Annotated in this window: 13 protein-coding genes; 10 read left to right on the plus strand and 3 right to left on the minus strand. The window is 63.3% G+C overall.

Features of this window, described 5'->3' with window-relative positions; all coding sequences use genetic code 11:
• The first annotated feature begins 4 nt into the window (after positions 1-4).
• The 6 genes from ACW9H9_RS09390 (at position 5) to ppnP (ending at position 6,440) form a co-directional block, all read left to right on the plus strand.
• Positions 5-1,618: an acyl-CoA carboxylase subunit beta gene (locus tag ACW9H9_RS09390; RefSeq protein ID WP_457342874.1), complete on the plus strand. Its 1,614-nt coding sequence runs from the start codon at positions 5-7 to the stop codon at positions 1,616-1,618.
• Positions 1,619-1,638: 20 nt separating this feature from the next.
• Positions 1,639-2,796 carry a citronellyl-CoA dehydrogenase gene (gene atuD / locus ACW9H9_RS09395; RefSeq protein ID WP_457342875.1) on the plus strand — a complete coding sequence of 386 codons (1,158 nt, stop codon included), beginning with the start codon at positions 1,639-1,641 and terminating at the stop codon, positions 2,794-2,796.
• Complete coding sequence (locus ACW9H9_RS09400; RefSeq protein WP_457342876.1) at positions 2,793-3,563, plus strand: enoyl-CoA hydratase/isomerase family protein; 771 nt, start codon at positions 2,793-2,795, stop codon at positions 3,561-3,563. The genes atuD and ACW9H9_RS09400 overlap by 4 nt, the downstream gene beginning before the upstream one ends.
• Before the next feature lie 44 nt (positions 3,564-3,607).
• On the plus strand, positions 3,608-5,491 hold the full coding sequence (locus ACW9H9_RS09405; RefSeq protein ID WP_457342877.1) for an acetyl/propionyl/methylcrotonyl-CoA carboxylase subunit alpha: 1,884 nt from the start codon (positions 3,608-3,610) through the stop codon (positions 5,489-5,491).
• Positions 5,492-5,564: 73 nt separating this feature from the next.
• Entirely contained in the window at positions 5,565-6,107 is a 543-nt protein-coding gene (locus ACW9H9_RS09410; RefSeq protein ID WP_457342878.1) for an exonuclease domain-containing protein, read from the plus strand.
• A 48-nt stretch (positions 6,108-6,155) separates the two neighbouring features.
• A complete protein-coding gene (ppnP, locus tag ACW9H9_RS09415) occupies positions 6,156-6,440 on the plus strand; it encodes a pyrimidine/purine nucleoside phosphorylase (RefSeq protein ID WP_457342879.1) in 285 nt (94 codons plus the stop codon).
• Positions 6,441-6,503: 63 nt separating this feature from the next.
• Here ppnP and ACW9H9_RS09420 read toward each other — a convergent pair whose 3' ends face one another.
• Both ACW9H9_RS09420 and ACW9H9_RS09425 read right to left on the minus strand, forming a co-directional pair.
• Positions 6,504-7,310, minus strand: a complete 807-nt coding sequence (locus ACW9H9_RS09420; RefSeq protein ID WP_457342880.1) for an MOSC domain-containing protein — start codon at positions 7,308-7,310, stop codon at positions 6,504-6,506.
• Between the two features lie 39 nt (positions 7,311-7,349).
• Positions 7,350-8,285, minus strand: coding sequence for a chemotaxis protein CheV (locus ACW9H9_RS09425; RefSeq protein ID WP_457342881.1), 936 nt, complete (start codon positions 8,283-8,285; stop codon positions 7,350-7,352).
• A 543-nt stretch (positions 8,286-8,828) separates the two neighbouring features.
• Between ACW9H9_RS09425 and ACW9H9_RS09430 the strand changes: the two genes are divergently transcribed.
• From ACW9H9_RS09430 to ACW9H9_RS09440, 3 genes are all read left to right on the plus strand, one after another.
• Positions 8,829-9,275 (plus strand): hypothetical protein, encoded by a 447-nt coding sequence (locus tag ACW9H9_RS09430; protein ID WP_457342882.1) that lies wholly within the window; start codon positions 8,829-8,831, stop codon positions 9,273-9,275.
• Positions 9,276-9,682: 407 nt separating this feature from the next.
• Entirely contained in the window at positions 9,683-10,576 is an 894-nt protein-coding gene (locus ACW9H9_RS09435; RefSeq protein WP_457342888.1) for a sensor histidine kinase, read from the plus strand.
• The gene (locus ACW9H9_RS09440) at positions 10,573-11,232 is read left to right on the plus strand and encodes a response regulator (protein ID WP_457342883.1); all 660 of its coding nucleotides are present in this window, start codon (positions 10,573-10,575) and stop codon (positions 11,230-11,232) included. Before ACW9H9_RS09435 ends, ACW9H9_RS09440 begins: the two co-directional genes overlap by 4 nt.
• Here ACW9H9_RS09440 and yegS read toward each other — a convergent pair.
• The gene (gene yegS, locus ACW9H9_RS09445; RefSeq protein ID WP_457342884.1) at positions 11,191-12,111 is read right to left on the minus strand and encodes a lipid kinase YegS; all 921 of its coding nucleotides are present in this window, start codon (positions 12,109-12,111) and stop codon (positions 11,191-11,193) included. The two genes, ACW9H9_RS09440 and yegS, sit on opposite strands and share 42 nt — an antisense overlap.
• A 410-nt stretch (positions 12,112-12,521) precedes the next feature.
• On the opposite strand from yegS, the gene ACW9H9_RS09450 reads away from it, so the two are divergent.
• Positions 12,522-12,631 (plus strand): hypothetical protein (locus tag ACW9H9_RS09450; protein ID WP_457342889.1); only part of this gene is annotated, 110 nt, incomplete at its 3' end.

Below are 12,631 nucleotides of genomic sequence, written 5' to 3' on the forward strand. Positions count from 1 at the left end.
CACCGTGGCCTTCGCCTCTGAACTGGATGTGCACAGCGCGCAATTTGCCCGCAACCGCGAGGCGATGCTCAAGGGCATCGAACACCTGCGCCAGCTGGAACAGACCCTGCTCGACAAGGCCGCGCAGGCCAAGGCCCGCTTTGAACAGCGTGGGCAACTGCTGCCACGCGAGCGCCTTGATTTACTGCTTGACCCCGGCGCGCCCTTTCTCGAACTGGCGAGCCTGGCCGGTTACAAACTGCACGACGACAAGGACGGCAGCGCCGCCGGGGGCGGGCTGATCGCAGGCATCGGCTATGTCAGTGGCGTGCGTGTGCTGGTGGTGGTCAACAACAGTGCGATCAAGGGCGGGACCATTTCGCCCTCGGGCCTTAAAAAAACCCTGCGCCTGCAACAGATCGCCCTGGAAAACAAATTGCCGGTGCTGACGCTGGCAGAAAGCGGCGGGGCCAACCTCAACTATGCAGCCGAGATTTTTGTAGAAGGCGCGCGCTGCTTTGCCAATCAGGCGCGCCTGTCAGCCCTGGGGTTGCCGCAGATCACCGTGGTGCACGGCTCGGCCACGGCGGGCGGGGCGTACCAACCGGGGTTGTCGGACTACGTGGTGGTGGTGCGCGGCAAGGCCCGGCTGTTTCTCGCCGGGCCCCCGCTGCTCAAGGCCGCCACCGGCGAGGTGGCCACCGAGGAAGCGCTGGGCGGCGCCCAAATGCATGCCCAAGTGGCCGGCACCGCCGAATATCTGGCCGAAGACGACGCCGACGGGGTGCGCATCGCCCGCGAGATTGTCAGCCTGTTGCCCTGGAACGAGCGCCTGCCGGTGACGCCCGCGCCGCGCTACGCCGAACCGCTGCATGCCATTGAAGAACTGCTGGGGCTGATCCCCGAAGACCCGAAAAAACCCTATGACGTGCGCGAGATCATCGCCCGCCTGGCGGACGGGTCGCGCTTTCTGGCGTTCAAGGACGCGTTCGACCCGCACACCGTCTGCGGCCACCTGCACATCCAGGGCCGGGCCTGTGGCCTGATCGGCAACAACGGCCCCATCACGCCCCAAGGCGCGAGTAAGGCGGCGCAGTTTATCCAGCTGTGCGACCAGAGCCGCACACCCTTGCTGTTTTTGCACAACACCACAGGCTTCATGGTGGGCACCGAAGCGGAACGCCAAGGCGTGATCAAGCATGGCGCCAAGCTGATCCAGGCGGTGGCCAATGCCCGGGTGCCTAAACTCACGCTGGTGGTGGGCGGCTCCTACGGCGCTGGCAACTATGCGATGTGCGGTCGCGGGCTGGACCCGCGCTTTATCTTTGCCTGGCCCAACAGCCGCACTGCGGTGATGGGCGGCGCGCAGGCGGGCAAGGTGCTGCGGATCGTCACCGAAGCCCGGCAACTCAAGGACGGCATCCCCCCCGATCCGGCAATGCTCGACCAGTTGGAACAGGCCACCGCGCAACAACTCGACAGCCAGTCCACTGCGCTCTACAGCACCGCCAACCTGTGGGACGACGGGCTGATAGACCCCCGCGACACCCGCACCTTGCTCAGCTTTTTGCTGGACATCTGCCACGAGGCCGAGGTGCGGCAACTGCACCCCAACAGTTTTGGCGTGGCGCGGTTTTAACGACCAGGAGAACAATAAAAATGATCTTCACCCCGGAACACGAAGCCCTGTGCCGCACCGTCCACCGCTTTGTCGAGCACGAGATCAACCCCCACGTGGATGAATGGGAAAAGGCCGGGCACTTTCCCATCCACGCGGTTTTTCGCCGGGCGGGCGAACTGGGCCTGCTGGGCATCAGCAAACCCGCACAGTTCGGCGGCATGGGCCTGGACTACAGCTACGCGATCGTGGCCGCCGAAGCGTTCGGCGCCATCCATTGCGGCGGCATTCCCATGTCCATCGGGGTGCAGACCGACATGTGCACCCCCGCCCTCGCCCGCTTTGGCGGCGATGCGTTGCGCGAGGAGTTCCTGCGCCCGGCTATCAGCGGCGAGCACGTGGGCTGCGTGGGCGTCTCGGAACCCGGCGCGGGCTCCGATGTGGCGGGGCTCAAGACGTTCGCCCGCAAGGACGGCGACGACTACGTGATCAACGGCAACAAGATGTGGATCACCAACTCGCCCAGCGCCGACTTCATGTGCCTGCTGGCCAACACCTCCGACGACAAACCGCACCTCAACAAGTCGCTGATCATGGTGCCCATGAACACACCCGGCATCAGCCTTGGCGCGCCGCTGGAAAAACTCGGCATGCACAGCTCGCAGACCGCGCAGGTGTTTTTCGACGACGTGCGCGTGCCCCAGCGCAACCGCATCGGCCAGGAAGGCGCCGGGTTCATGATGCAAATGCTGCAGTTTCAGGAAGAACGGCTGTTTGGCGCGGCCAACATGATCAAGGGCCTGGAGCACTGCATCGACAGCACCATCGCCTACTGCAAAGAGCGCAGGACCTTCGGCCATGCGCTGATCGACAACCAGGTGATTCACTTTCGCCTGGCGGAACTGGCCACGGAAATCGAGTGCCTGCGGGCGCTGGTCTACCAGGCCACCGAGCAGTACATCAACGGCCAGGACGTGACGCGGCTGGCCTCCATGGCCAAGCTCAAGGCCGGGCGCCTGGGCCGCGAGGTCAGCGACAGCTGCCTGCAATACTGGGGCGGCATGGGCTTTATGTGGGACAACCCGGTGGCCCGTGCCTATCGGGACATGCGGCTGGTGTCGATCGGCGGCGGCGCCGACGAAATCATGCTGGGCATCCTGTGCAAACTGATGGGCACGTTGCCGGGGAAAACGCCATGAATACCGTGCTGCAAGAAGCGCATAACGGCGTGCTGCACCTCACCCTCAACCGCCCGCAGCACCGTAATGCGATGAACCGGCAGATGGTCGACGAACTGCGCACCGCACTGGCACAGATAGACAGCCAGGTGCGCGCCGTGGTGATCAGCGGCGCGGGCGGGCATTTTTGCGCGGGCGGCGATGTGAGCGACCTGCGCCAGGCGGACTCCGCCGAGGCCCTGCGGGAACTGAACCGCACATTCGGCCATTTGTTGCAGGAGGTGCAAGCGCTGGCGCAGGTGGTGATTGTGGTGGTGCAAGGCGCGGTACTGGGCGGCGGCCTGGGCCTGGTGTGCGTCAGTGATATGGCGATGGCCGACCACCAGGCGCAGTTCGGTTTGCCGGAAACCAGCCTGGGGCTGCTGCCCGCGCAAATCGCGCCGTTTGTGGTGCAGCGCATCGGCTTGACCCAGGCTCGGCGGCTGGCGCTGACCGCCGCACGGTTCGACGGCGTCGAGGCCCAGCGTCTGGGCCTGGTGCACTGGGTGGAGCGTGACCCGCAGGCCCTGGCAGAGCGGCTGGATGAGGTATTGAGCCAGGTGCTGCGCTGTGCGCCAACGGCCAATGCACGCACCAAGGCGCTGCTGCTGGCCAGTGTCGAACAGCCGCTGGACGCCTTGCTGGACCGGGCTGCCGAGGCATTCGCCGAGGCCGTCACCGGGGCAGAAGGCGTCGAAGGCACCCAGGCGTTTGTGCAAAAACGCACACCGCTGTGGCAACGCACGTGACCGTGATCAAGCTCCACCGCCCCGAACACTTCAAGGGATAACCCATGCCCGCCTTCAGCAAAATCCTGATCGCCAACCGTGGCGAAATCGCCTGCCGTATCCAGCGCACGGCCCAGGCCCTGGGCTACCGCACCGTGGCGGTGTACAGCGACGCCGACGCCAACGCCCTGCATGTGCAGATGGCCGACGAGGCGGTGGCCATCGGCCCGTCCCCGGCCCAGCAGTCGTACCTGCACATTCCCGCCCTGCTTGAAGCAGCACGCCGCACCGGGGCCGACGCGATTCACCCAGGCTACGGCTTTCTTTCGGAAAACCCCGATTTCGCCCGCGCCTGCCAGCAAGCGGGCCGGGTGTTTATCGGCCCGACGCCCGAGGCCATCGAACTGATGGGCAGCAAGCGCCGGTCCAAAATCGCTATGTTGCAAGCAGGCGTACCCTGCATTGCCGGTTATCAAGGGGCTGACCAGGACGACGCCACCCTGCAACAGCAGGCCGAGCGCATCGGCTACCCGCTGATGATCAAGGCCAGTGCCGGCGGCGGCGGCCGGGGCATGCGCCTGGTGCGTGGCGCCGACGAGTTGCTGGAGCAGTTGCGCAGTGCCCGCTCCGAAGCGCTGAACGCTTTTGGCAGCGCCGAGCTGATCCTGGAACAGGCGTTGATCAACCCGCGCCACGTCGAGATCCAACTGTTTGGCGACACCCACGGCCAGCTGATTTACCTGGGTGAACGCGATTGCTCGGTTCAGCGTCGCCATCAGAAAGTCATCGAGGAAGCGCCCTGCCCGGTGATGACGCCCGCGCTGCGCCAGGCCATGGGCGAGGCGGCCCTGAAGGCCGGGCGGGCGGTGAATTACGTCGGCGCGGGCACCGTGGAGTTTTTGCTGGATGCCCACGGCCGATTTTACTTTTTGGAGATGAACACCCGCCTGCAGGTGGAGCACCCGGTCACCGAGCTGATCACCGGCCTGGACCTGGTGGCCTGGCAACTGCACGTTGCCGCGGGCGAGCCCCTGCCCTTGCGTCAGGAACAGGTCACCCTTAGCGGCCACGCCATGCAAGTACGCCTGTACGCCGAAGACCCGGCGCAAGGCTTTTTGCCGCAAACCGGTGACGTGCTGCGCTGGCAGCCGCCCGCCCACGTACGGGTGGACCATGGCGTGAGCGAAGGCCAGCCGGTCAGCCCGTTCTATGACCCGATGCTGGGCAAGCTCATCGCCCATGGCGCCACCCGCGAAGAGGCGCGGCGCAAATTGCTGCGCGCGGTGCAAGACTGCGTGCTGCTGGGCGTGCGCAGCAACCAGGCCTTGCTCGCCGACCTGCTGCGCCACCCCCAATTTGCCTCCGGTGAGTTCGGCACCGGCTTGATGGCCGAACACTTCAGCGAAATAGCCGCCGCCCGGGTCACCGACGAAGAACTGGCGATTGCGGCCGCGCTGTTTTACCAGCGCGACGCCCGGGCCCATGGCGGTTTGACGGGCTGGCGCAACACCGCAAGCGTGCCGTGGGCCTGCCGGTTGGCGGTGGGTGACGAGGTGCACAGCGTCACCCTGGATCCCGGCTTGCACGTGCAGGCGCACGACGGCGACGCCACCGTCATCGTCAACGGCATCCGCCGCCGCCTCCCCTATCACCTGGACGGCCCGCGGCTGTGGCTGCGCGGTTTATGCATCACCCAGCACACGCAAGCCACCGCCCCGCACGAAACCCAGGCCTGCGACGGGCAGGTCAAGGCGCCGATGGACGGCGCCATTGTGGAGCTACGGGTTCACACCGGCGAGGCGGTCAGCCAGGGCCAGCTGTTGCTGGTGCTCGAAGCGATGAAAATGGAGCATCCGCTCAAGGCGGGCCTCAGTGGCGTGGTCAAGCGCATCCACGTGGCGGCGGGCGATCAGGTAAAAAATCGTCAGATTTTGCTGGAGATCGAGTAAAGCGCTGGGCGGAACTACCTGACTTGGCTACGCTCTACCCCCAATCAGGACGGGAAGAGTACGGGAACCTGCGATGCCTCATTGGCTGATTATTGACCTTGAAGCCACAACGGATGAAGGCGGCTGGCCCGTGACCGAGATGGAAGTCATCGAAATCGGCGCCAGCCTGGTGAACCGCCAGGGCCGCGAACTGGACCATTTTCAGCGGTTCGTGCGGCCCGTGCGTCGCCCGTTGCTGACGCCGTTCTGCCGCCAGCTCACCCATATCCAGCAAGCCAATATCGACAGCGCCGCGCCCTTGATCGAGGTGTGGCCGCTGTTCGAGCGCTGGCTGGCCCAGCACCAGGCCAGGCTGGAGGGCTGGGCCAGTTGGGGCGACTACGACCGCCAGCAGCTGGAGCAGGAATGGCAGCGCCACGGCCTGACCAGCCTGTTGGGCAACACCCCCCATGTGAACCTCAAGCAACGCTTCGCCAAGGCCCGCCGCCTGGACCGGCCGACCGGCCTCAATGGCGCGCTGCAACTGGCCGGCATGCAGTTCCATGGCCAGCAGCACCGGGCGCTGGAAGACGCGCGCAATACCGCGCGGCTGCTGCCGTTGATTTTGCCCGCGTAGAAGGCATACTGGCCGACCTTTCCAGACCCTTTTTTTGAGGATTCGCCCATGTTCAAAGTCAACGAGTACTTCGACGGCACCGTCAAGTCGATCGCTTTCGGCACTGCCGAAGGCCCGGCGACCCTCGGCGTCATGGCCCCGGGTGAATACGAATTCGGCACCGCCCAGCGTGAAATCATGCACGTGGTGTCGGGCGCGCTGAGCGTCAAGCTGCCTGGCAGCGACAGCTACGAAACCTTCGCCGCCGGCACCCAGTTCAATGTTCCAGCCAACAGCAAGTTCCAGTTGAAGGTAGCGGTAGACACCGCGTACCTGTGCGAATACCGCGGCTGAGTTTCAAGCGCCGCACACAACAATGCCCGTCTCCTGGACGGGCATTGTGCATTCAAGGGCCGGTTATTCCAGCACGGTCACCGGCATGCCGACGTCGAGCCGGCCCAGGCCGTCGTTGACCAGGTTCTGGCCGAACATCACGTCGCCGTCCTGTTCGCGGTAGGTCTTGAGGGTGGCCAGGGGCTCGCGGTCGGGGCTGCGCTGGCCGCTGGCCGGGTCGATGGTGGTGAGGATGCAACGCGAGCAGGACTTGACCACCCGAAACTCGACCTCGCCGATGCGCACGCGCTTCCAGCTGTCCTCGGCAAACGGCGCACTGCCCTCGATCACCAGGTTGGGGCGAAAACGCAGCATTTCCATGGGGCGGCCGATGCGCTGCGACAGGTCGTCCAGGGACGCCTGGCCGATGAGCAGCAGCGGAAAGCCGTCGGCAAAGGCCACTTGATCATCGTCCCTGCCATACCCGGCCTCGGTGCTGCGCGCCCGCGCCAGTGGCACATGCACCAGGCGCGTGGGTTTGCCGATGAAATCGCTGACCCAGGCGGCGGCCGCGTCGCCCGCGTCGGGCACGCGCAGGGTGTCCCGCCAGATCGTCACACCGCGCAGCTCGGCGGCCTCGCCCGGCAACGGCACGTCGAGCGGCGCGGTGCCTGCGCCGCTTAAGGTCAGGCCGCCCGCACTGTTCCACAGCGCCGACAGCTGGCTCATTTTGGCCACGGCCCGCTGGGTGAGGAAACGCCCACTGGCCTCGTCCACCAGCATCCAGCGTCGATCCCCTTCCAGCCCGAGCTTGTCCAGCCCGGAATGTTGCAGGGCCTGACCCTGCCCGGATTTCAAAGGGTATCGATACAACGCGCTGAGACGGAGCATGGCCTGCCTTCCTGAGGTGATAAGGGCGTCACCCTAAGGTCAAGCGGGCACTTCGTCCAGTAGCAGACGTTGACGGACCACATCCACCAGTTTGTCGGGCTGGAATTTGGAGAGGAAGTTGTCGCAGCCGACCTTCTTGACCATCGAATCGTTGAAACTGCCCGACAGCGAGGTGTGCAGCACAACGTACAGCTCGCGCAGGCGCGGGTCGTTGCGGATCTCGGTGGTCAGGCGGTAGCCGTCCATCTCGGGCATTTCGGCGTCGGTGAAGATCATCAAGAGCTTGTCGGTCATGACCTGGCCGCTGTCGGCCCAGCTTTTGAGCAGGTTCAGGGCCTTGAGGCCATCACTGGCGACGTGCATTTTCACCCCCAGTTGGCCAAGGGTGTCGCGCAGTTGCGACAGGGCCACGTTGGAGTCATCCACCAGCAGCACTTCGCGGCCACGGGCGCGCTCCAGCACCGGGTCTTCGAGTTTTTCCCGGGACACCTTGGCGCTGTAGGGCACGATTTCGGCGAGGACTTTTTCTACGTCGATGATCTCCACCAACTGGTCATCGACCTTGCTGATGGCGGTGAGGTAATGCTGGCGCCCGGCACTGGTGGGGGGCGGCAGGATGGCTTCCCAGTTCATGTTGACGATGCGGTCGACCCCGCCCACCAGGAACGCCTGCACCGAACGGTTGTACTCGGTGACGATGATGGTGCTGTTGGGGCCCGGCACCAACGGGCGCATGCCGATGGCTTGGGACAGGTCGATCACCGGCAAGGTCTGGCCCCGCAGGTTGACCACGCCACAGACAAACGGGTGACGCTGGGGCATCAGGGTCAGCTTGGGCAGTTGCAGCACTTCCTGGACCTTGAACACGTTGATCGCGAACAACTGCCGCCCGAACAGGCGGAACATGAGAATTTCCAGGCGATTCTCACCCACCAATTGCGTGCGTTGGTCTACCGTGTCGAGAATGCCGGCCATTAATGACTCCTGGAATGCGCTGAAGGATGAGCGACTGCTCAAGCAGGTTATCGGCGCCAAACGCCGGACCTTGACCCCGTTAAAATGCCATGTAAACGCATTGATGTCACACTGACATCATGCTTTACTGGCGCAGCCTTCGAGGCCCGCAACCGGTTACCCTCACGCGACAATCCAATCGTCGCGAGGTTCCCCTTTGTAAGGGATTCCCCTATGCGCGATCAGGTGCAACCTGATATTCGCAATATCTAATAGCCATTAATGTGACGCCATTCGCAGTTGCATGAATGGAGTCAGGCTTTTGTTCGCAGACGCACACCCACGCCCCATCGGCCTTTCAGGTAGTTATGCGGTGGCAACTGACGCTGTGCGATTGGCCCGCAATTTCCGGGGCTCGCGGTGCAATAGCCGTCATTTAAATAAACGTCCTACTGAAAAGTCAGAACGTGCCTACAGATCTTCGTCATATTTCAGCGGTAGTTTTACGCCATTCACCCGGCGCGACATCTCATCATCCAACCGTATGTTAGGGAGACTTGTGTGATGAACGACGGCAAAGAGTGGCAACATGCACTTCCCGAGTTTCTCCTTGAAGCCCAACGCCTGCTGACCAAGTCAGAAGAATGCTTGAACCACCTGCATTTGATCCGTAACGACAGCGACGCCATCGACTGCATGAAGACCAACCTGATCCTGCTCGCCGAGCGTGCAGAACCCCTGGCCCTGCGGGCGATCAGCGAGTTTTCCCGGCATGTGCACGACTTGATCCGCAATGCCGCCGACCCGGTCGAGTTGCATGACCAGGCGCTTGACGCATTGCATGCCTGCCTTACGTTGCTGGCGTGGCAATTGGAATTGATCGATATCAAAACCGGCGAGCTGCGCCTGGATGACAGCGAACAAGTGACATTGATCGAGACAGTTGCGCACCTGATCCCGCAACAGAACCTGGGTTATCAGTCGCCGCAGCATTTCCCTTATGCGTCCTGAGCCGTCTTAGTTAATACCCCCACTCGCGGCGCCGATGACGCACTTGTGCAAACACGCCGACGCTGTTCATGGGTGGCAATAGCCAGCCCCCCAACTTCAGCGATGTAACGTTTGCGTTTGTTTGAACTCGCCGACTGTTCTGCCGGGACACCTGCCTGATTCATCCTCCCCCTCGCACTCGGCACTAGGCGACCAACGGTCATAGTGGTGTTACTATGCGCCGCTCGAAGTCATCCAACTTCATGACGGTTATAAACGTGCAACGCGCTTTGTGTGATCAACGAATTCGCCCCGTGTAGCGTCGGAACCGAATCCGAATCATGATCCGAGAGCGCTTTTTCAGACAGAGCCCGATCAGCCGCCGTGACCGGTCTATCCGCAGCGAACATTCATTGGCTCCATCCGCTATGTACGCCAGCCTCAAGTCGCTCCTCGCCAAGTCCCTGTCCAACCGCAACACACGCTGGTTGACCCTCGGCCTGTGCCTGTGTTCGCTGTTGCTCAGCCTGGGCACTTGGGCTCGCGCCCTGCCGGTGCCGCTCACCTTGATGCTGCTGGACCTGCTGACCCTGTTGGTGGTGGGCCTGCAACAGTGGCGTTGGCGCAAAGCCATCAAGTTCCAGCCGCAGGAATTGGCCGACCGCCTGCTGCAAGTTCAGGAAAACGAGCGCCACCGCCTGAGCCGCGAGCTGCATGACGACATTGGCCAGCTGCTGACCGCCGCCAAGCTGCAAAGTGAATGGCTGATGCGGCGCATGCCGCCAGACTTGCAAGACCAGTGCGCCCTGCTGGGCAATACACTCAACGAAACCCTGGCCAAGGTGCGTGACGTGTCGGCCATCCTCAACCCACGGCAGCTGACGAGCCTGGGCCTGGAAGCGAGCCTGCGCGCGCACCTGCTCAAGACGCTGGAGAACACCCCCGTTCAATGGAGCCTGGAATGCCGCCAGAGCCTGACCGGCATTCCCGAAGAAATGGCCGTCGCCGCCTTTCGCATCACCCAGGAGGCGGTCACCAACATGCTTCGCCACGCCCAGGCGCGCAATTTGCGGGTATGCCTGCAACGCCTGCCCGAAGGCCTCTCGTTGTTGATCAGTGACGACGGCCTGGGCTTCTCGCCCGCCACCGACCCCGCCCTGGAAGGCCAGCGGGGCATGGCAGGCATGTCCGAGCGTATTGATCAGCTGGGGGGCACGCTGTCGGTCGATAGCCAACCCGGGCAAGGAACACGGATCGAAGCGCTTTTCCCCTGGGCGCCCCGCGCCCTCGAACGGGCCCGCGCGCCTAAGGTTATCGAGTGACCTGCACCTTACTTCTGGTCGATGACCACTCCCTGATCCGGGCTGGCGTGCGTGCGCTGGTCATGGATATTCCCGGTTACACCGTGGTCGGCGAGGCCAGTGACGGCGCGCAGCTGCTGGAGCAGTTCGCCGTGCTGCTGCCCGATATCGTCTTGCTCGACTTGTCGATGAAACACACCGGCGGCCTTGACGCGTTGCAACAGCTCAAACGCGCCCACCCCATGAGCAAAGTGCTGATCCTGTCGATGCACACCGACCCGCAACTGATCATGCGGGCGCTGGAATACGGTGCCCATGGCTACCTGCTCAAGGACACCACCGCCACCGAGCTGGAACACGCCTTGCTGGCCCTGAGCCACAACGAACGCTACCTGAGCCCGGCCATCGCCCATACCGTGATCAACCAGGCGCTGGTGCGCAACCTGGCCCCGGCGGCCACGCCGCCCAACAGCCACAACCTGACGGCGCGCCAATTGGAGATCCTGCGGTTGATCGTGCGTGGCAAATCCACCCGGGAAATCGCCAACGGCCTGGGGCTGAGCATCAAGACGGTGGAAGCCCACCGCTCGCAAATCATGAAGCGCTTGCAGATTTTCGACGTGGCGGGCCTGGTGTTATTCGCCGTGCGCGAGCAGATCATCAGCCTCGACGACTAACGGTGAACCCACCGGCAGGTGCACGCGCAGCGCCTTGGGCAGCGCTTCAAAGCGCAAATCGTCGCCTTGCAGCGGCTCGCCGTCGAGGTTGATGTACAAGCCTTCGGCCCGCTGGATCTCGACCCAAGGCAAGCGGGCCCGCACAAACATGTTGTCCAGGCCCCAGCCATCGGCCATCAGGTTGCGCAACGTACCCACCACTTCCTGTGGCGCGGGCAGGATGCTCACCTCCAGTAGCCCGTCATCGGCCAGCGCCTCGGGGCACAACACATGCCCCCCGCCCGCCTGGCGACCGTTACCGATCCCCAGCGCGAGCAATTCGCCGCGCCAGTGAAAATCCGGGCCTTGCAGCTCGGCATAGGCGGCGCGCAACTCACTGAAACGGGACAGCCCGGTGAACAGGTACGCGGCGCCGCCCAAGACTTTTTTCAGGTCTTCGGAGGTGTTGGCAGTGACTTGGCTGCCAAAGCCGCCGGTGGCCATGTTGAGGAAGGTCTGGCCGCCCACATGGCCCAGGTCGATGGCGCGCGCGGGCACGTCCAGCAGCGCCAGCGCTTGAGCCGGTTCCAGCGGCACCCCGGCGGCACGGGCAAAGTCATTGGCGGTGCCCAGGGGCATCAGCACCAGGCTGGCGTCGGTCTTTGCCTCGGCCATGGCTTGTGCCACATCGCGCAACGTACCGTCACCGCCCCCGGCGATCAGGTGGGTGCAGCCATCGGCCAGCGCTTCGTTGACCAGGCGCTGCGCATCCCCGCCCTCCCACGTAACCCGCACGTCCAACGCCCAGCCTTGCTCGCGCCGGGCGTTCACAGCGGCACGCACGTCCTCATTCAAGGCTTGCTTGCCGTGAAGGATCAATAAGGCTTTGGGGGTGCTCATTGGGGTTCTCCTGGGTTTTATGGGTCCTGATGGATGTGGACCGTGGGCAGAGGAGAAAGTCTTGGGGCGTGCCAATAAATTGAGGGGTCAAACGGGAAACGACCGCTTAATGACTTATCGCCAGTATGCGCAACTAGTTGCGCACTGTTTTGTGGATAACCCTGTGCATACCTTTCTGCAAGCCACGTAAATAAAGGGCTGTAGAAGAGTGCGCAAGAACTTGCACAGTAGTGCGCAACTTCTTGCGCACTTTTTGAGGTTTCCGAGACTAAAAACAACATCAAGATACACAAAATATATTAAGTCTGTGTTCTATATAATAATTTACTATTCTGGCACGAAGCTTGATAGGAATCGGGGGTTCAACCGCAGTTTTCATCGCCACTCATTGCATGACACAGGAACAAGGGATGTTCGCGCCAGCCAACCAAACCCACTTCAGCCTGACCGTCGAAGGGCTCTCCCGCGACGTGCAGGTGTACACCCTCAACGGGCGCGAGGCGATCAGCCAGCCGTTTGC

It is taken from the genome of Pseudomonas sp. SDO5215_S409 (genome assembly GCF_054071325.1).

Coding starts and splice junctions, on each gene's coding strand:
- atuD (WP_457342875.1), top strand. CDS start 1,639: ATGATCTTCACCCCGGAACACGAAGCCCTGTGCCGCACCGTCCACCGC.
- ACW9H9_RS09400 (WP_457342876.1), top strand. CDS start 2,793: ATGAATACCGTGCTGCAAGAAGCGCATAACGGCGTGCTGCACCTCACC.
- ACW9H9_RS09405 (WP_457342877.1), top strand. CDS start 3,608: ATGCCCGCCTTCAGCAAAATCCTGATCGCCAACCGTGGCGAAATCGCC.
- ACW9H9_RS09410 (WP_457342878.1), top strand. CDS start 5,565: ATGCCTCATTGGCTGATTATTGACCTTGAAGCCACAACGGATGAAGGC.
- ppnP (WP_457342879.1), top strand. CDS start 6,156: ATGTTCAAAGTCAACGAGTACTTCGACGGCACCGTCAAGTCGATCGCT.
- ACW9H9_RS09420 (WP_457342880.1), bottom strand. CDS start 7,310: ATGCTCCGTCTCAGCGCGTTGTATCGATACCCTTTGAAATCCGGGCAG.
- ACW9H9_RS09425 (WP_457342881.1), bottom strand. CDS start 8,285: ATGGCCGGCATTCTCGACACGGTAGACCAACGCACGCAATTGGTGGGT.
- ACW9H9_RS09430 (WP_457342882.1), top strand. CDS start 8,829: ATGAACGACGGCAAAGAGTGGCAACATGCACTTCCCGAGTTTCTCCTT.
- ACW9H9_RS09435 (WP_457342888.1), top strand. CDS start 9,683: ATGTACGCCAGCCTCAAGTCGCTCCTCGCCAAGTCCCTGTCCAACCGC.
- yegS (WP_457342884.1), bottom strand. CDS start 12,111: ATGAGCACCCCCAAAGCCTTATTGATCCTTCACGGCAAGCAAGCCTTG.